The organism is Streptomyces typhae (assembly GCF_009755605.1).
In the GTDB taxonomy this organism is placed as follows: domain Bacteria; phylum Actinomycetota; class Actinomycetes; order Streptomycetales; family Streptomycetaceae; genus Streptomyces; species Streptomyces typhae.
In genome coordinates this window covers 161,092-177,766 of the sequence record NZ_WPNZ01000001.1, presented here as the reverse complement: position 1 = coordinate 177,766, position 16,675 = coordinate 161,092, and the positions used below count along the sequence as shown (strand labels likewise).

Here is a 16,675-nt window from a genome sequence, read left to right as displayed (position 1 = left end):
CGGCGACCCCGTACTCGTCTCAGCACGCGTACCCGTGTCCGTACTGGCACGCGTACCTGTACCCGTATCCGTACCTGTACTAGCACCGGCAAGGAGAAGCGCGTGACCACGCACAAGGGGATGGGGGCCCTCGTACGCCTGGAGGTGCGGCGGGCCCTGCGCAACAAGAAGTTCCTGTTCTTCTCGGTGATCTACCCGGGGCTGCTCTTCCTGATCGTCGCCGGTGGCGCGGACACCACGACCGAGGTCGGCGACAGCGGGCTGGGCCTGCCCGCGTTCATGATGGTCTCGATGGCGTCGTTCGGTGCGCTCACCGCCGTCCTGGTGGGCAACAGCGAACGCATCGCCAAGGAGCGCGAGAGCGGCTGGGTGCGCCAGCTGAGGCTGACGAGCCTGCCGGGCCGCGGCTACGTCCTCGCGAAGACGGCGAGCGCGGCCGTGGTCAGCCTGCCGTCGATCGTCGTGGTGTTCGTGACCGGCGCCGTCGTCAAGGACGTCCGCCTCGACGCCTGGCAGTGGCTTGCCCTGATGGCCGCCATCTGGGCGGGCAGCCTGTGCTTCGCCGCCCTGGGCGTGGCCATCGGCTACTGCGTCACGGGTGACGCGGTGCGACCGGTCACGATGATCGTCTATTTCGGGCTCTCGCTGCTCGGCGGCCTGTGGATGCCGACGACGACGTTCCCGTCCTGGCTGCGGAGCCTCGCGGACTGGCTGCCGACGCACGCCTACGCGGCGCTCGGCCGGGCCATCGAACTCGGTGACGCGCCGCACGTCCGCGACATCGTCCTGCTCGTGGCGTACTTCCTGCTGTTCGCGGGTGGCGCCGCGTGGCTGTACCGGAAGGACACACTGAAGACGTGAACGCATCACTGAGCCCCGAGTGCGACCGGGCCCGCCCCGGCGGCCTGCCGGGGGAGGCCCCCGAGCGGCACCCGATGCAGACATTCGCGGAGCCCGTCCTCGACCGGCGGCAGGCCCGCGCCAAGTTCGCCTGGATCGGCATCTGGCTGATCTTCATGGCCGCCCCCGTGCGGGACCTGGCCGTCGGCGGCCACACCACGGCCGCCACGGTCCTCGGGTCCCTCGGCCTGGCCGCGTTCATCGGCTGCTACCTGGCGCTGGTCTTCCGCTACACGACGCGGATCAAGGAGTGGGGCGCCGTGCACGCGACGTTCGCGGTGCTCCTGGCCCTCGCCGTGGTGCTTCCCCTCAGCATGGGGGCGTCCTGGCTCGGCCTGTTCGTGTACGTGTCGGTGGCGGCGGGCGCGGTGCTGCCGATGCGGCGGTCGATGTGGATGATTCCCCTGGTGACCGTGGCGATGGTGGCGGTCGGCGTGCGGTACACGAGCGTGGGGGACCTGCTCTCCGGGCTCGCCGTGACCACGATCCTGGTCGGGTTCGCGATGACGGGCGTGCGCGAGCTGATCCGTACGACGGTGGAGCTGCGGCAGGCGCGGGCCACGGTCGCGCAGCTCGCCGCCAACGAGGAGCGGCTGCGCCTCGCCCGTGATCTGCACGACCTGCTCGGCCACTCCCTGTCGCTGATCACCCTGAAGAGCGAGCTGGCCGGGCGGATGCTGCCCGCCCACCCGGACAAGGCCGGCAAGGAGGTCACCGACATCGAACAGGTCAGCCGCCAGGCCCTGGTGGACGTGCGCGAGGCCGTCACCGGCTACCGCAGGCTCACCCTGGCGGGTCAGCTCGCCGGTGCCCGCACGGCCCTGGCCGCCGCGGGCGTCGACGCCGACGTCCCCCTGGAGATCCCCGGCCCCGGCACCGCCCCGGACGAGGAGCGGGAGGCCGCGCTCGCCTGGGCGCTGCGCGAGGCGGTGACCAACGTCGTACGGCACAGCGGCGCCCGCCGCTGCACGGTGGCGCTCACCCGCCGCCAGACCCTCGCGGGTCCTGTCGTCGAACTCGCGGTCACGGACGACGGCGTGGGCCCCGTGCCGGGGGCGGGGCCCACGGGCGGCGGACAGAGCGCCGGACAGAGCGCCGGACAGGGCGGCGGACAAGGCGGCGGCAACGGCCTGGCAGGGCTCTCCGAACGTCTGGAAGCGGTCGGCGGCGTGCTCGACGTGGGCCCGGCGGGCGGCGGCCGCACGGGCTTCCGGCTCGCGGCGCGCGTACCGCTGGCGCCGGACCCGGACGGGGCCGCCGCACCGTACGCCGCTGAGCCCGCTCTAGGATCCTCCGCATGACCGGCACGCACAGTCCCGCGGGGAACGCCCCGCCCGACGGCTCCCCGGACGCACCGGACGCACCGGGCACCGGGGGCCGCACCGTCCGGGTGCTCCTCGCCGAGGACCAGTCGATGGTCCGCGAGGCGCTCGCGGCGCTGCTCGGCCTCGAGCCGGACATCGAGGTGGTCGCGCAGGCGGCCCGCGGTGACGAGGTCCTCGGCGCCGCCCGCGCCCACGAGGTCGACGTGGCGCTCCTGGACATCGAGATGCCCGGGTGCACCGGCATCGAGGCGGCGGCCCAGCTGCGGGACGCGCTGCCGGACCTGAAGGTCGTCGTGCTCACCACGTTCGGGCGGCCCGGCTATCTGCGCAGCGCCATGGAGGCCGGAGCCGTCGCCTTCCTGGTCAAGGACGCGCCCGCCGCGCAACTCGCCGACGCGGTGCGCAGGGTACTCGCCGGGGAGCGCGTCATCGACCCCACGCTGGCGGCCGCCGCGCTCGCCGAGGGGGCGAACCCGCTGACCGGCCGCGAGCGCGAGATCCTGCGGGCCGCGGCCGACGGCGCCACCAACGCCCAACTGGCCGCCGCCCTGCACCTCTCCCAGGGCACCGTCCGCAACTACCTCTCGACGGCCATCCAGAAGCTGGCCGTGCGCAACCGCGCCGAGGCGGTGGGCATCGCCCGCGAAAAGGGCTGGCTCTGAGCGCACGCCCCGGCCCCCGGGCCGTCAGTTGAGCCGTGCCCGCGCCGCCCGCGCCTGCTGCCGCACCCCGTCCGCCGCCACCTCGTCGGAGGCGGCGATGGCGTCCGCGTACCGTTCGAGATCGGCCGCGCCCGCCCGGAAGTCGCCGCGCTGCACCAGGATCTCGGCCCGGTCGTGGTGCAGGCGGTCCGGGTGCGCGGGCAGCAGCAGGGACAGCTCCACCGCCCACAGCGCGACGTCGGAGCGCTCGGGGCGCGCCGCCGCCCAGACACGGATGTTGTTGAGGATCCGCTGCACGATGTCGAGCGTGCCGACGGGCCGCAGCATCGCCGGGTCGAGCGGCGCCCCGGTCGCACCCGCGACGAGGACGTGCACGTCCGTACGCGTCAGTAGGCGCCCCGCGTGGAACGGATCGGCGAGGACGCGCTCCCCGTACCGCTCGCGGGGGCCCCGCGAGCCGCAGGCGCCGTACGCGTCGGGCGGCTCCTGGGCGCAGACACCGGGGCAGCCGAAGCCGACGACGAAATGGCCGGGCAGGGCGACGCCGTGGACGGCGAGCCCCGCCCGGCGCGCGACCTCGATCCAGACGACGGACAGGAGGATCGGCAGGCCCCGCCCCCGCCGCAGCACCTGATGCAGCAGCGAGGACTCCAGGCGCTGGTAGTCGCCGGGGCGCCCGCCGAAGCCGCAGCGGGTGCCGAGCAGCTCGGCGACCGCGGCCGCCCCGGCGTGCGGACAGCGGCCGGGAACGGCCGGGAGCAGGGCCGCGAGGCGGTCGAGGCGCCGCTGCGCCGCCGCCATGCCCGGGGCGTCGAGCGCCGGATCCGCCTCCGCGCCGATGAGCAGACACAGCCGCGCGAGATCGGGTCGCTCCGCCTTGACCTCGGCGGCGAAGGCCCGGCGCCACCGTGTGGTGGGGGCAGGTCGGGAATGCATACGTGCGTGGTGCCCGTCCGGACCGATCGCTACCGCATCCCGGCCGGACGGGTCGGCGTGTCCCCGGGGCTCAGTTCAGCTTCGCCCGTGCCGCCCGTGCCTGGAGGCGTACGCGTTCCGCCGTCGTCGGCTCGATGGGCTCCACCACGTCGGCGTACTCGTCGAGGCCGCGCGCCCCCGCGAGGAAGTCGCCGCGCTCGACCAGGAGCTGGGCGCGTTCGTAGCGCAGCCTGGCCGGATGGGCGGGGAGCAGCAGGGACAGTTCGAGGGCCCACAGGGCGACGTGGGAGCGCTCGGAGCGGGCGGCGGCCCAGGCGCGGATGTTGTTGAGGATGCGCAGCATGATGTTCAGCGGGTCGGCCGCCGTCAGGAGGGAAGGATTCAGCCTGCCTCCTGACGCCTGCGCCACCAGTTGCTCCGCGTCCGTGGCGGAGAGCAGCCGCCCGCCGTTGAAGGGGTCGGCGAGGACCTGTTCCGGCTTGCCGTACGCGTCGGCCGAGCCGAAGCCGACGACGAAGTGGCCGGGCAGGGCGACGCCGTAGACCGGCGCGCCGGCGCGCCGCGCGACCTCGATCCAGACGACGGACAGCAGGATCGGCAGGCCCCGTCTGCGCCGCAGCACCTGGTGGAGCAGGGACGACTCCAGGCGCTGGTAGTCGGCCGCGGTGCCGTGGAACCCGTGCCGCCCGCCGAGGATTTCGGAGACCGCGAGCGCCCACTCCCGCGGCCCGCCGGGGCGAAAGGGCAACTGCCCCGCGAGCGTGTCCAGCTCGATCTGCGCCGCGTCGATGCCCGCCTCGTCGAGCTCCGGGTCCGCCTCGCCGGCGAGCAGCAGGCACAGCAAGGACAGGTCGGGCCGTTCCGACCTGGCCTCGTCGGCGAATCTGCGCCGCCATTCACTGGACTTCGCGGGCTGTGCGCGCATCCGTGCCTCTGTCGTTTCTGTCTGGCACCGGGGGGATTCGCCGTAGGGGTCCATCCGTGGTGCGGTTGCCGGTGGTGCGGGGTCGAAGGGCGAACGGTGCGGCGTCCCGTGGTGACGGTCGTGGCGCCGGGTGATCGCCTCCCGGCGTCGTCGCCGGTGAGGCAAATTCCCGTGGGACCTTAGTCGTAAGCGTCTGTACTACCCGCGACTGGCCGGATCGCACCCCTCGTGGCCGTGTCCTCGGACCGCGCGTTCCACCGCCGCCGGGCGGCGCCGTCTCTGTTTCGTGGGTTCCACCGCCGTCATGCCGCGCCGTTCCCGTCCCGTGGGTTCCACCGCCGTCATGCCGCGCCGTTCCCGTCCCGTGGGTTCCACCGCCGTCATGCCGCGCCGTTCCCGTCCCGTGGGTTCCACCGCCGTCACGCGGAGCCGTTCCCGTCCGGCTCCCGGTAGTGGTGATAGCTGTGGTGCACCGCGAAGCCCATCCCGTCGTACAGCGCCCGCGCGCCGCCGTTGTCCTCCTCCACCTGCAACCACGCGGCCGACGCGCCCTCTTGGAGCGCCTGTCGCGCGAGGGCCGTCATCACGGCCGTGGCCAGACCTTCACGCCGTCGCGCCGGGTCCACCTCCACCGCCATGAAACCGGCCCACCGCCCGTCGACCACACACCGGCCGATCGCCGCCGGCGGACCGTCCACCGCAGGCACGGCAGCGAACCACACGGACGGCCCCGCGGCCAGCACCTGGCGCACCCGGGGTCCGGGCACCCCGGTCCGCTGGTACCGCCCGAGCCACGCGTCGTCCACGGTCCGGGACAGCAGCACCCGCCCGGCGTCGGCGTCGAGGTCCCCCACGGGCGCGAGCCCGCCGACCCGCAGCTCGGCGCTCACCTCCCGCGTCCAGCCCCGTTCCACGAGTGCGGCGCACAGCAGCTCCTGCGTGCCCTCCGCGCCGGTCGCCGTCTGCGCGTACGCGGGCAGTCCCCGTTCGGCGTACCACTGCCGGACCCGCGCGAGGGCGTCGTCGAGCGGGCGGCCCGGATCCCCGAGCGGCAGGACGGAGTTGGCGCGCCGCGTGAACCCCACCCGTCCCGCGCCGGACACCTCCTCGTAGGCCGCCCGCAGCTCCCAGTCGCCGAGCCGCTCGCTCTCCACGGGCTGCCAGGCGCGCGCCGCGACCCGCGCGAGCTCCGTGTAGTGCGCCGCGGGACCGCGCCTGCGCGCGGGGGCGGCGGGAACCACCTTCCCGGCGACGAGCAGATTCTCCGCAATCCGGACCATTGCCCCGTCCCGGCGTGTGATGACGAGCACACCACCGTTCCAAGATGTGAGAACGCCCACCGTGTCGGTGAATCCGCCGACTGGGTCTCCACCGTCGTCCAAGCGTCGGACAGAGACACGTTTGCCCACGTCAGACGGGGTGATTCTGACTTCGAGCCGTCCGCCCGCAGTGAATTCCACAGCTCTGTACGCCCCTCCTGTTCGGATCATGCCCAGGAACGGAGATACTAGGTGCGGGCATCGACGACGCCGCGCTCCCGCGCGCCAGGCGAGCGGAGCCTGAGGACGGCCCGCCAGCGCCCGTATCGAGGAGGAACGACAGCGTGACCTACGTCATCGCGCAGCCTTGTGTCGACGTCAAGGACAAGGCGTGCATCGAGGAGTGCCCGGTCGACTGCATTTACGAGGGCAACAGGTCCTTGTACATCCACCCGGACGAATGCGTCGACTGCGGAGCCTGCGAACCGGTCTGCCCGGTCGAGGCGATCTTCTACGAGGACGACACTCCGGAAGAGTGGAAGGACTACTACAAGGCGAACGTCGAGTTCTTCGACGAGCTCGGTTCGCCCGGCGGCGCCAGCAAGCTGGGCCTGATCGAGCGTGACCACGCGTTCATCGCCGCGCTGCCGCCGCAGAACCAGTAGCGCCCGCCTTTGAGCGTCACCCCGGTCCCGTACGGCACGTCCCGCTGTACGGGGCCGGGGCGTTTGTACAGACCTCACGTATCCCTGGAGCCAGCCCGTGTCAGCATTCTCCGACCGCCTCCCCGCCTTTCCCTGGGACAAGCTGGAGCCCTACAAGGCGACGGCGGCCGCCCATCCCGACGGCATCGTCGACCTGTCCGTGGGGACGCCGGTCGACCCGGTGCCCGAGCTGATCCAGAAGGCGCTGACGGCGGCGGCCGACTCCCCGGGCTATCCCACGGTGTGGGGCACCCCGGAGCTGCGTGACGCGATCACCGGCTGGTGCGCCCGGCGTCTCGGCGCCCGCGGCCTCACCCACCGCAACGTGCTGCCGATCGTCGGCTCCAAGGAACTGGTGGCCTGGCTGCCGACCCAGCTCGGTCTCGGCCCCGGCGACAAGGTGGGCTACCCGCGGCTCGCGTATCCGACGTACGAGGTCGGCGCGCGTCTCGCCCGCGCAGAGCACGTCGCCTACGACGACCCCACCGACGTGGACCCCGCGAACCTGAAGCTCCTGTGGCTCAACTCGCCCTCCAACCCGACCGGCCGTGTCCTGTCAAAGGACGAACTGATCCGGGTGGTGGCCTGGGCGCGGGAGCACGGTGTGCTCCTGGTCAGCGACGAGTGCTACCTGGAGCTCGGCTGGGAGGCGGAGCCGACATCGGTCCTGCACCCGGACGTCTGCGGCGGCTCGCACGAGGGCGTCGTCGCGGTGCACTCCCTCTCCAAGCGCTCGAACCTCGCCGGCTACCGCGCGGCGTTCCTCGCCGGTGACGCCGAGGTCCTCACCGACCTGCTGCTGATCCGCAAGCACGGCGGGATGATGACGTCCGCGCCGACGCAGGCGGCGGCGGTGGCGGCGCTCGGCGACGACACGCACGTGCAGGAGCAGCGGGCCCGCTACGCCGCCCGCCGGGCGGCCCTGCGCGAGGCGCTCCTCGGCCACGGCTTCCGCATCGAGCACAGCGAGGCGAGTCTGTACCTGTGGGCCACGCGCGACGAGTCGTGCTGGGACACGGTCGCGCATCTGGCGTCCCTGGGCATCCTGGTGGCCCCCGGCGACTTCTACGGCGAGGCGGGGCGGGACTTCGTGCGCGTCGCGATGACGGCGACGGACGAGCGGGTGGCGGCGGCGGTGTCGCGGCTGCGCTGAGCCGCGGAGCGGACAGGGCGAAGGGGTGCGGGAAGCTCACGCTTCCCGCACCCCTTCGGTGTCTCCCGGAGTACCGGGGCGTACTAGCCGAGCGGCAGGCTGTGCAGCGGCAGGGCGCTGGTCGGGCCGCCCTTGCCGAGGGCGTCGGTGGGCAGTCCGCCCTTGGTGGCGTTGCCCGCGGTGTCGCCGACCACGTCACCGGCGGTTCCGGCGATCTCACCGCTGATGTTCTGCGCCGCGGGGACCGTGGTCTTCGCGCTCTTGCCGAGGGCGTGGCCCGCGGCCGGGACGGCCTTCTTCACGGCCTTGCTCCCGGCGTGGCCCGCCAGCTCGGTGGCGTTCCGGGCCGTGTCGTCGACGGCGTCGCCCACGTCGGCACGGTCCAGGGCCGTGATGCCGCCCTGGTCGGTGGTGGTGGGCAGCTCGGCGGCGCTGGCGGAGCCGGCCGCACCGACCACGGGTGCCGCTCCCGCCGCGACAAGCAGCGCGACACGGGCGATCCGGCGGGTCAGGGGGAGGGACATGATGCTCCTTCAGACGGAGAGAACGTGTGAGGTGCCCGGCCGTTCCGTGCGGTGGACTCCGTGCGGTGGAATGCGGCGATCGGACGCAGTGACTACCGCTCGAAGGGCCTGAAGGTTGCGGTGCGCCAACGTAAAGAGTTGGTAATGCGTCGCATTATCAGCTACGGATAAAATCGGGCAAAAAGCTCTGATGCCGAAGATGCCCCACCCTCGCGAAGTCCTGTGTTCACAAGGGTTGTGCGCCCTCGGGGCGGGGCCGCGCGAAGATCGCCGACGGCGTCAGCATCCGCCGATCGCCGTGCCCCCTCCGGGGGATCGGCCGCACTACTGCCCAGTGACGATTCGGACTTCGTCGAGTGATCCGAATGAGCCGAGCGATTCGGGTGCAGTGCGTGATGTGCGTGATGTGCGTGACCTGGGTGATGCGGAATCGGGACCGGAGTCACCGGCTCCGCTTTCCGTCTTTCGCCACCCCCCGCCGGAATCCCCGAAACCCCCGGAATCCCCGAACTCCTCGGCATCTCCGGATTCCCCGGTACCTCCGGTACCTCCGGTACCTCCGGTACCTCCGGTACCTCCGGTACCTCCGGTACCTCCGGTACCTCCGGTACCTCCGGTACCTCCGGTACCTCCGGTGTCTCCGGAACCCCCGGCGTCCCCGGCCTCCCCGGCCTCCCACTCGCGCCCCGCGTACGAGACCCGCGAGATGTGCAGCGCGGAGGCCTGGGCCACCGCCCAGTGCGCCACTTCCCAGCCGCCCGGCGCGGTGCCGCCGTCCGGGGCGGCGGACGCTGCTGCCGTCGCGCCCGTCACCGGGACGCGGAGCGTCCTCCCTTCGGCCGCCGCCACGTCCGCGCCGAAGTCCCGCGCGAGGGCCGCGCGCACCCGCGCGGGCCCCGCGCCGTCCGCGGATGCGGGGTCCGGCCGGCCCGAGCAGGAGAGCGCCGCGGGAGCCCGGCCGGTGAGCGCGGCGGCGAGCAGCGCGGCGTCCGGCTCGTACTTGGCGTACGCCTGCGGGAAGCCGCTGCGCTGGACGCGCTGCGCGGCGACCGTCAGGGGCAGCCGCGAATAGCCGGGGACGCCCTCCAGGCGGGCGTAGAAAAGACCGGCGGCGTGCACGGGGTCCATGATCTGCCGCTCGCTGCCCCAGCCCTGCGAGGGCCGCTGCTGGAACAGGCCGAGCGAATCCCGGTCGCTGTGCCGGATGTTGTGCAGACCGGACTCTTGCAGCGCCGTCGCGAGGGCGATCGTCACGGCGCGCTCCGGCATGCCGCGGCGGGTTCCGACGGCCGCGACCGTCGCGGCGTTCTCCGCCTGTTCCGCGCTCAGTTCGTACGACGCCCCGTCGCCGTGGTCCGACACCACCGTGCACCGGGGCGCGGGCTCGCCGGTGACGTACTGCATCACCACATATCCCACGACCGCGCAGAGCACGGCACCGGCAGCGGCGACGCGCAGCCGACGGCCGCGCCGGGCGGGGGCGGCGGCGGTCTCGGACACGCGGACCACCGTACTGGAGCCGACCGACAGGGCCGGGACGGCCGCGCGGGGCGGGGCGTGGCGACGCGGACCCGGGCGCCGCGGGGCGGCGCGTTAGGGTCGGGGCCATGGACCGGACGCCAGCTCACTCCGCCGCTCGGACCGCCCCGGAAGGCGCGGTCACGCTCGACCTCACGCTCGACGCCGCCGCGCTGACCGCGGCCCTCGTCGACATCCCCTCACCGAGCGGCGCGGAGAAAGCGCTCGCGGACGCGATCGAAGCGGCGCTGCGCCCGCTGCCGCACCTCACGGTCGACCGGCACGGCAACAACGTGGTGGCGCGCACCGACCTGGGCCGCGCCGAGCGCGTGATCCTCGCCGGGCACATCGACACCGTGCCGATCGCCGAGAACCCGCCCAACGTCCCCTCGCGCCTGGACGCGAACGGCGTGCTGTGGGGCTGCGGCACCTGCGACATGAAGTCGGGCGTCGCGGTGCAGCTGCGCCTCGCGCAGACGGTGACCGAGCCGAACCGCGACCTGACCTTCGTCTTCTACGACAACGAGGAGGTCGCAGCGCACCTCAACGGCCTGGGCCATGTCGCCGAGGCGCACCCCGACTGGCTGGAGGGCGACTTCGCGGTCCTCCTGGAGCCCACCGACGGCCAGGTGGAGGGCGGCTGCCAGGGCACCCTGCGCGTCCTGTTGAGGACCACGGGGGAGAGGGCGCACTCCGCGCGCGCGTGGATGGGGTCCAACGCGATCCACGCGGCCGCCCCGATCCTCGCGAAGCTGGCCGCGTACGAGGCGCGCACGCCGCTCGTCGACGGCTTGCGCTACCACGAGGGCCTCAACGCCGTCGGCATCGAGGGCGGCGTCGCCACCAACGTCATCCCTGACACGTGTACCGTCACGGTCAACTTCCGCTACGCCCCGGACCGCACTCCCGAGGAGGCCGAGGCCTTCGTACGGGACTACTTCGCGGACTGCGGCGTCGAGGAGTTCGTCGTCGACGACCACACCGGCGGCGCCCGCCCCGGCCTCACCCACCCCGCCGCCGCGGCCTTCATGGCGGCTGTCGGCGGCGAGGCCCGCCCCAAGTACGGCTGGACGGACGTCTCCCGCTTCAGCGCGCTCGGCGTGCCCGCGGTCAACTACGGGCCCGGCGCCCCGCTCCTCGCCCACAAGGTGGACGAGCGCGTCGACGTGTCCCTGATCCCGGAGGCGGAGTCCCGACTGCGCTCCTGGCTGACCTCCTGACGTACGGGTCTCCTGACGTACGGGTCTCGCGGCGTCCTGGCCTCCTGGCGTGCCGGCCCCCCTGACCTCCTGGCCTCCCGACTGGCTGAGCGGCTGACTTCTGGAGTTACGCCCCGTGTAACGCCCCTGGACCTACGCTGAAGTGGCACAACGTACGTCGGCAAGGAAAGGGGATGTTCATGGGCAATCCGGAAGCGCAGGGTCCGCCGGAGGAGCAGCGCCTGGGTCCCGTGGTGCGCAGACGGGACCAGATCACACCCGGCACCACCGATCAGCGGCTGCTCGACACCGAGGGGGACGCGGAGTGGGTGCACACCGACCCCTGGCGGGTCATGCGCATCCAGTCCGAGTTCGTCGAGGGCTTCGGGGCGCTCGCGGAACTCCCCAGCGCCATCAGCGTCTTCGGCTCGGCCCGCACACGGCCGGGCTCCGCCGAGTACGAGGCCGGGGTGCGGATCGGCAAGGCCCTGGTCGACGCCGGGTTCGCCGTGATCACCGGGGGCGGGCCCGGCGCGATGGAGGCCGCCAACAAGGGGGCCCGCGAGGCCAAGGGCATCTCCGTCGGCCTCGGCATCGAGCTGCCCTTCGAACAGGGGCTCAACCCGCACGTCGACATCGGCGTGAACTTCCGCTACTTCTTCGTCCGCAAGACGATGTTCGTGAAGTACGCCCAGGGCTTCGTGGTCCTGCCCGGCGGCCTCGGCACCCTCGACGAACTCTTCGAGGCCCTCACCCTCGTCCAGACCCGCAAGGTCACCCGCTTCCCCATCGTCCTCTTCGGCACCGCCTACTGGGGCGGCCTCGTCGACTGGCTCCGCGAGACCGTGGTCGCCCAGGGCAAGGCCTCCGAGAAGGACCTGCTGCTGTTCCATGTGACGGACGAGGTGGAGGAGGCGGTCCGGCTGGTGACCAAGGAGGTCGGCCGCTGAACCTCTGACGCCGGAGGGGCTGGGTGTTTCAGCCCGTCCGGCGTTTGGGGACCGGGGGTCCAGGGGGTGGAGCCCCTTGGTTACGGGAAAGGGGTGGGACCGGGGCGCCCCGCGTAGGCCTACGCCAGGCCGCGGCGCGCCACCGCAGGGGGCCGATGGCCCGCGATGGTGGCGACCATGTCGACGACCTGCCGGGTCTCAGCGACTTCGTGGACGCGGTAGACCTGCGCCCCGAGCCACGCGGACACCGCGGTGGTGGCCAGCGTCCCCACCACCCGCTCCTTGAGCGGCGTGTCCAGCGTCTCCCCGACGAAGTCCTTGTTGGAGAGGGAGACGAGCACGGGCCACCCCGTGGCCACCAGCTCCGGAAGCCGCCGCGTGGCCTCCAGCGAGTGCCGTGTGTTCTTGCCGAAGTCGTGCCCGGGATCGATGAGCACGGACTCCCGCTCCACCCCGAGCTCCACGGCCCGCTCGGCGAGCCCCACGGTCACCCGCAGGATGTCCGCGACGACGTCGTCGTACTCGACCCGATGGGGCCGCGTACGGGGCTCGGCGCCCCCGGCGTGGGTGCACACGAGCCCCACCTTGTACCGCGCGGCGACCTCCGCGAGCCGCGGGTCGACGCCGCCCCACGCGTCGTTGAGGAGGTCCGCCCCGACGTCGCACACCGCCTCGCCGACCTCGTGCCGCCAGGTGTCGACGCTGATGACGACATCGGGGAAGCGCCGCCGCACCTCGGCGACGAAGCCGACGGTGCGCCGCACCTCCTCCTCGGCGGTGACCTCGTCGCCCGGACCGGCCTTCACCCCGCCGATGTCGATGATCGCGGCACCTTCGGCCACGGCCTGCTCCACCCGTGCGAGCGCCGGTTCGTCGCGGAAGGTGGCGCCCTGGTCGTAGAAGGAGTCCGGGGTCCGGTTGACGATCGCCATGATCACCGGTTCGTGCGCCTCGAACACGCGCCTGCCAAGGCTGAGCATCCCCTGTGAGCCTCCCTGTCGTTCCGACGGCCGGCCTCGCGGTCCGGCCGCCTGCGACCTTAACTGTCACAGGCGCATGGCACGATCGGTGCCTGACAGTTTCCGTGCCGGTCCGCGAGCGGTCCGGCATCCGAGCGTGGGGACCGCAGATGGTCATGTTCCTGTTCCTGGTCATCGCCCTCGTCGTCGTGGTCGGGGCGGTGACGCTCGCGGTCCTCGGCGGCGGCGAGAGCGGCGGTCTGCCCGAAGTGCCGCCGGAGCGTCTGACCGACCAGCTGCCGCCGGACCGCCCGCTGCGCCGCGCCGACATCGACGCGGTGCGCTTCCCGATGACGGTCCGCGGCTATCGGATGCTGGACGTGGACGAGGCCCTCGACCGGCTCAGCGCGGAACTCACCGAGCGGGACGCGCGGATCGCCGAGTTGGAGGCCGCCCTCGCCGGCGCCCAGGCCACCGCGGTCGCGGGCCCCGGCCTCCTCAAGGGGTACGGCGGCGAGCACCCCGGACGGAACCAGGACCGGCAGGAACCCCCTGCGGACGCCCACCCGGGGCCGCCGCAGCACCCCGGGCCCGGCGAGCGCACCGAACGACCGGAGGACGACCAGTGAGCAGCGGCGCGATCGCGGGACCCGACGGCGGCCTGCGCTGCCCGTGGGGCCTGTCCACCGACGACTACGTGGCGTACCACGACACGGAGTGGGGCCGCCCCGTGCACGGCGACGACGCCCTGTTCGAGCGGCTCTCCCTGGAGGCCTTCCAGTCGGGCCTCTCCTGGATCACGATTCTGCGCCGCCGTGAGGGCTTCCGCGCCGCGTTCTCCGGGTTCAAGATCGCCGCGGTGGCGGAGTTCGGGGACGCCGACCGCGAGCGGCTGCTCGCCGACGCCGGCATCATCCGCAACCGCGCGAAGGTCGACGCGACGCTCGCCAACGCGCGCGTGCTCGCCGACTGGCCCGCCGGTGAACTGGACGAGCTGATCTGGTCCTTCGCCCCGGACCCGGCCGCCCGCCCGGTGCCGCGGACGCTCGCCGACGTGCCCGCGGTCACGGACGCGTCGACGGCCCTGTCCAAGGCCCTGAAGAAGCGTGGCCTGCGCTTCGTCGGCCCCACCACCGCGTATGCCCTGATGCAGGCCTGCGGCCTGGTGAACGACCACCTCGTGGACTGCGTGGCCCGCGAGGCGAGCGGCGCTCCGGCCTCCGGCTGAGCGGCGCCCCGGCCCCGGCTAGCGGCCCAGGTACTCGGGCGCGGTCTTGTCGAGGAAGGCCTGGACCGCGATGGCGTGGTCCTCGGAGGCGCCTGCCCTCGACTGAAGCTCGTCCTCCTTGTCGAGGGTCTCGTCCAGGGTGTGGCCGGCGGCGAAGGCCAGCGACTCCTTGATCGCTCCGTAGGCCAGGGTCGGGCCCTTAGCCAGCGCCCTGGCCGTCTTCAGGGCCTCCTCCGCGAGGTCGGCCGAGGGCACCACGCGGTTGGCGATGCCCAGGTCGTACGCCTCCGCCGCCTTGATGCTGCGCGGAAAGAGCAGCAGGTCGGCGGCGCGGCTCGGGCCGATCAGACGGGAGAGGGTCCAGGAGACCCCGGAGTCCGCGGTCAGCGCGACACCCGCGAAGGACGTGTTGAACGACGCCGTGTCCGCGACGATCCGGTGGTCGGCGGCGAGCGCGAAGCCGAGGCCCGCGCCGGCCGCCACACCGTTGACGCCCGCCACGACGGGCTTGGCCATGCCGGTCAGGGCGCGCACGATCGGGTTGTAGTGCTCGCGCACCGTGCTCATGGTGTCCCCGGAGCCCGACGCGCGGTCGGCGGCGAGCAGACCGACGTGCTCCTTGAGGTCCTGGCCCACGCAGAAGGCACGCCCGGTCGCGGTGAGCAGCACGGCGCGCACCGCGGGGTCCGCGGCGGCCGAGCGGGCGGCCTCCCGCAGGGCGACCTTCGCCTCGACGTTCATGGCGTTCATCGCGTCGGGGCGGTTCAGCGTGATCGTCGCGAGCCCGTCGCTCACCTCGTAGAGCACGGTGTCGGCCATGGTGGTCCCCTCCGCTGATCCGATGTTGTCTGGTGCTGGTGCTGGTGCTGGTGCTGGTGCTGGTGCTGGTGCTGGTGCTGGTGCTGTGTTGCGCTGTGCTGGTCAAGGGCCCGGTGACGCGTTCCGTGACGGGTCGGACGGGCTCCGGGGCCAGCATGACCTAGATCATCGGCCCTCGGAACGCGGCTGCCGATGTGACCTGCGTCAAAGTGTGTGGGGCGGCAGAAGCGTGTGGGGCGGCGAAGTATTGCAGTCACATCGCCGAATTGAGTGGTTTTGCGGGCGCGCGTTGCGCAAGCGATGCAGACCGATGTTGGTCATCGGGTCCCGCGATGCGGGATAATGACCTGGAAGCAATGTGTTCGATGCCGGTGACACCTGGGTTGTCGGCTGCGACAAGCTGGTTTCAGGAAGGGGAACGAGCATGGCGGCCATGAAGCCGCGGACGGGCGACGGCCCGCTCGAGGTGACCAAGGAGGGGCGGGGCATCGTCATGCGCGTTCCGCTCGAAGGCGGCGGTCGACTTGTCGTCGAACTGACCCCCGACGAGGCCGACGCCCTCGGCGACGCCCTGAAGAAGGTTGTCGGCTGACGCGTAGGCGTCCGCACGGTGCACCACACTTTGCACCACACTTGTGAGCTGCCCCGGCATCGTACGACGAGCCGGGGCAGTGCTGTGCCCGGGGGCGGGCGGTCGCCACGGCGGCCCGTGCTCCACGGTGCGGGGCGCAGGAGAGACCGGAATGCGCCGGGGCGAAAGGCCTGAATGTTCGGGTCACAGGTCCCGTTTAACGGCCCGGTCGGCGGGCTCCCCGGGGCGGCGGCCGGAGCGGGGTCACCCGTACGGCCGTGTGCAGGGCGACCGCCGTGCGGAACAGCCGCTACCTTTTGACGGCGCAGAGCAGGCCGTCGCCCACCGGCAGCAGGGAGGGCACGAGGTCCTGGCTCTCGCGCACGGCCCGCAGCAGCTCCCGCAGCCGCAGCACCTCCGCGGGCTGCGGCCCGGAGTCCACCGTCCGGCCGTCGGCGAAGACGCCCTCGAAGCAGACGAGCCCGCCGGGACGCAGCAGGCGCAACGATTCAGCGAGGTAGTCGAGGCACTCCGTACGGTCGCCGTCGCAGAACACCAGGTCGTAGCCGCCGTCCGCGAGGCGCGGCAGCACGTCGAGGGCGCGGCCCGGGATGAAGCGGGCGCGGTTGCCGGCGAAGCCCGCGGCGCGGAAGGCCGTGCGGGCGAACTGCTGGCGCTCCGGCTCCGGGTCGACCGTGGTCAGTACGCCGTCGGGCCGCATCCCGTGCAGCAGGTGGATGCCCGACACTCCCGTGCCCGTACCGATCTCGGCGACCGCCTTGGCGTCCACGGTGGCGGCCAGCATCCCCAGCGCGGCGCCGGTTCCGGGCGACACGGAGCGCAGCCCCGCGTCCCGCGCCCGGTCCCGGGCCCAGCGCAGCGCCTCGTCCTCGGCGACAAAGGCGTCGGCGAACGCCCAGCTCGTCTGCCGGTTGCCGGTAATGGCCCTCTCCTGTCCCCGTGGTTGCCTGGCCGTGACTGTATCCGTTGGGGCCGGGAACCCGCAGATGGGACTGTGCGTTGTGAAGGGGTGAGAGGACAGC

General features: G+C 72.8%; 18 protein-coding genes and 1 pseudogene. 11 read left to right on the top strand and 8 right to left on the bottom strand.

Annotation, left to right across the window (positions count from 1 at the left end; genetic code table 11):
* Nucleotides 1–120 precede the first annotated feature (120 nt).
* The 3 genes from GPA10_RS00780 (at nucleotide 121) to GPA10_RS00770 (ending at nucleotide 2,887) form a co-directional block, all read left to right on the top strand.
* Complete coding sequence (locus GPA10_RS00780; RefSeq protein WP_157164138.1) at nucleotides 121–861, top strand: ABC transporter permease; 741 nt, start codon at nucleotides 121–123, stop codon at nucleotides 859–861.
* 74 nt (nucleotides 862–935) lie between these two features.
* Nucleotides 936–2,201, top strand: coding sequence for a sensor histidine kinase (locus GPA10_RS00775; protein ID WP_157164139.1), 1,266 nt, complete (start codon nucleotides 936–938; stop codon nucleotides 2,199–2,201).
* Nucleotides 2,198–2,887, top strand: a complete 690-nt coding sequence (locus GPA10_RS00770) for a response regulator transcription factor (protein ID WP_157163804.1) — start codon at nucleotides 2,198–2,200, stop codon at nucleotides 2,885–2,887. Before GPA10_RS00775 ends, GPA10_RS00770 begins: the two co-directional genes overlap by 4 nt.
* 24 nt (nucleotides 2,888–2,911) lie before the next feature.
* Here the strand turns inward: GPA10_RS00770 and GPA10_RS00765 are convergent, their stop codons facing one another.
* From GPA10_RS00765 to GPA10_RS00755, 3 genes are all read right to left on the bottom strand, one after another.
* The gene (locus GPA10_RS00765) at nucleotides 2,912–3,823 is read right to left on the bottom strand and encodes a transglutaminase family protein (protein ID WP_157163803.1); all 912 of its coding nucleotides are present in this window, start codon (nucleotides 3,821–3,823) and stop codon (nucleotides 2,912–2,914) included.
* A 70-nt stretch (nucleotides 3,824–3,893) separates the two neighbouring features.
* The gene (locus tag GPA10_RS00760) at nucleotides 3,894–4,748 is read right to left on the bottom strand and encodes a transglutaminase-like domain-containing protein (protein ID WP_157163802.1); all 855 of its coding nucleotides are present in this window, start codon (nucleotides 4,746–4,748) and stop codon (nucleotides 3,894–3,896) included.
* Between the two features lie 419 nt (nucleotides 4,749–5,167).
* A complete protein-coding gene (locus tag GPA10_RS00755; protein WP_343040145.1) occupies nucleotides 5,168–6,208 on the bottom strand; it encodes a GNAT family N-acetyltransferase in 1,041 nt (346 codons plus the stop codon).
* A 143-nt stretch (nucleotides 6,209–6,351) separates the two neighbouring features.
* Here GPA10_RS00755 and fdxA point away from each other — a divergent pair, with 143 nt between their 5' ends.
* Nucleotides 6,352–6,672, top strand: coding sequence for a ferredoxin (gene fdxA, locus GPA10_RS00750; protein WP_058849731.1), 321 nt, complete (start codon nucleotides 6,352–6,354; stop codon nucleotides 6,670–6,672).
* Nucleotides 6,673–6,769: 97 nt separating this feature from the next.
* On the top strand, nucleotides 6,770–7,864 hold the full coding sequence (locus GPA10_RS00745) for a bifunctional succinyldiaminopimelate transaminase/glutamate-prephenate aminotransferase (protein WP_343040144.1): 1,095 nt from the start codon (nucleotides 6,770–6,772) through the stop codon (nucleotides 7,862–7,864).
* A gap of 83 nt (nucleotides 7,865–7,947) precedes the next feature.
* Here the strand turns inward: GPA10_RS00745 and GPA10_RS00740 are convergent, their stop codons facing one another.
* Both GPA10_RS00740 and GPA10_RS42045 read right to left on the bottom strand, forming a co-directional pair.
* Nucleotides 7,948–8,388, bottom strand: coding sequence for a hypothetical protein (locus GPA10_RS00740; protein WP_058849729.1), 441 nt, complete (start codon nucleotides 8,386–8,388; stop codon nucleotides 7,948–7,950).
* Nucleotides 8,389–9,024: 636 nt separating this feature from the next.
* Nucleotides 9,025–9,888 (bottom strand): annotated as a pseudogene (locus GPA10_RS42045) (heavy metal transporter); the annotation flags it as partial.
* A 107-nt stretch (nucleotides 9,889–9,995) separates the two neighbouring features.
* On the opposite strand from GPA10_RS42045, the gene dapE reads away from it, so the two are divergent.
* Complete coding sequence (gene dapE, locus GPA10_RS00730) at nucleotides 9,996–11,126, top strand: succinyl-diaminopimelate desuccinylase (RefSeq protein ID WP_157163800.1); 1,131 nt, start codon at nucleotides 9,996–9,998, stop codon at nucleotides 11,124–11,126.
* Nucleotides 11,127–11,305: 179 nt separating this feature from the next.
* Nucleotides 11,306–12,055, top strand: a complete 750-nt coding sequence (locus GPA10_RS00725) for an LOG family protein (RefSeq protein WP_157163799.1) — start codon at nucleotides 11,306–11,308, stop codon at nucleotides 12,053–12,055.
* Between the two features lie 119 nt (nucleotides 12,056–12,174).
* On the opposite strand, the gene folP is transcribed toward GPA10_RS00725, so the two are convergent.
* Nucleotides 12,175–13,035 (bottom strand): dihydropteroate synthase, encoded by an 861-nt coding sequence (gene folP, locus GPA10_RS00720; protein WP_157163798.1) that lies wholly within the window; start codon nucleotides 13,033–13,035, stop codon nucleotides 12,175–12,177.
* Nucleotides 13,036–13,184: 149 nt separating this feature from the next.
* Between folP and GPA10_RS00715 the strand changes: the two genes are divergently transcribed.
* Nucleotides 13,185–13,643, top strand: coding sequence for a DivIVA domain-containing protein (locus GPA10_RS00715; protein WP_079086616.1), 459 nt, complete (start codon nucleotides 13,185–13,187; stop codon nucleotides 13,641–13,643).
* Nucleotides 13,640–14,242, top strand: a complete 603-nt coding sequence (locus tag GPA10_RS00710) for a DNA-3-methyladenine glycosylase I (protein ID WP_343040143.1) — start codon at nucleotides 13,640–13,642, stop codon at nucleotides 14,240–14,242. Before GPA10_RS00715 ends, GPA10_RS00710 begins: the two co-directional genes overlap by 4 nt.
* A gap of 18 nt (nucleotides 14,243–14,260) precedes the next feature.
* Here the strand turns inward: GPA10_RS00710 and chcB are convergent, their stop codons facing one another.
* Nucleotides 14,261–15,061 (bottom strand): 2-cyclohexenylcarbonyl CoA isomerase, encoded by an 801-nt coding sequence (gene chcB, locus GPA10_RS00705; protein WP_157163797.1) that lies wholly within the window; start codon nucleotides 15,059–15,061, stop codon nucleotides 14,261–14,263.
* A gap of 32 nt (nucleotides 15,062–15,093) precedes the next feature.
* On the opposite strand from chcB, the gene GPA10_RS43280 reads away from it, so the two are divergent.
* Nucleotides 15,094–15,225 carry a hypothetical protein gene (locus GPA10_RS43280; protein WP_281364618.1) on the top strand — a complete coding sequence of 44 codons (132 nt, stop codon included), beginning with the start codon at nucleotides 15,094–15,096 and terminating at the stop codon, nucleotides 15,223–15,225.
* A gap of 260 nt (nucleotides 15,226–15,485) precedes the next feature.
* Nucleotides 15,486–15,653, top strand: a complete 168-nt coding sequence (locus GPA10_RS00700) for a DUF3117 domain-containing protein (RefSeq protein WP_003966491.1) — start codon at nucleotides 15,486–15,488, stop codon at nucleotides 15,651–15,653.
* A 289-nt stretch (nucleotides 15,654–15,942) separates the two neighbouring features.
* Here the strand turns inward: GPA10_RS00700 and GPA10_RS00695 are convergent, their stop codons facing one another.
* Entirely contained in the window at nucleotides 15,943–16,641 is a 699-nt protein-coding gene (locus tag GPA10_RS00695) for a class I SAM-dependent methyltransferase (RefSeq protein ID WP_079086615.1), read from the bottom strand.
* Nucleotides 16,642–16,675: the final 34 nt, after the last annotated feature.

Excerpts from the sequence above, each read along its gene's own strand:
- GPA10_RS00700 (WP_003966491.1), top strand. The coding sequence starts at position 15,486 with ATGGCGGCCATGAAGCCGCGGACGGGCGACGGCCCGCTCGAGGTGACC.
- GPA10_RS00770 (WP_157163804.1), top strand. The coding sequence starts at position 2,198 with ATGACCGGCACGCACAGTCCCGCGGGGAACGCCCCGCCCGACGGCTCC.
- GPA10_RS00775 (WP_157164139.1), top strand. The coding sequence starts at position 936 with ATGCAGACATTCGCGGAGCCCGTCCTCGACCGGCGGCAGGCCCGCGCC.
- GPA10_RS00780 (WP_157164138.1), top strand. The coding sequence starts at position 121 with ATGGGGGCCCTCGTACGCCTGGAGGTGCGGCGGGCCCTGCGCAACAAG.
- folP (WP_157163798.1), bottom strand. The coding sequence starts at position 13,035 with ATGCTCAGCCTTGGCAGGCGCGTGTTCGAGGCGCACGAACCGGTGATC.
- dapE (WP_157163800.1), top strand. The coding sequence starts at position 9,996 with ATGGACCGGACGCCAGCTCACTCCGCCGCTCGGACCGCCCCGGAAGGC.
- GPA10_RS00715 (WP_079086616.1), top strand. The coding sequence starts at position 13,185 with ATGGTCATGTTCCTGTTCCTGGTCATCGCCCTCGTCGTCGTGGTCGGG.
- GPA10_RS00725 (WP_157163799.1), top strand. The coding sequence starts at position 11,306 with ATGGGCAATCCGGAAGCGCAGGGTCCGCCGGAGGAGCAGCGCCTGGGT.
- GPA10_RS00760 (WP_157163802.1), bottom strand. The coding sequence starts at position 4,748 with ATGCGCGCACAGCCCGCGAAGTCCAGTGAATGGCGGCGCAGATTCGCC.
- GPA10_RS00740 (WP_058849729.1), bottom strand. The coding sequence starts at position 8,388 with ATGTCCCTCCCCCTGACCCGCCGGATCGCCCGTGTCGCGCTGCTTGTC.
- GPA10_RS00765 (WP_157163803.1), bottom strand. The coding sequence starts at position 3,823 with ATGCATTCCCGACCTGCCCCCACCACACGGTGGCGCCGGGCCTTCGCC.
- chcB (WP_157163797.1), bottom strand. The coding sequence starts at position 15,061 with ATGGCCGACACCGTGCTCTACGAGGTGAGCGACGGGCTCGCGACGATC.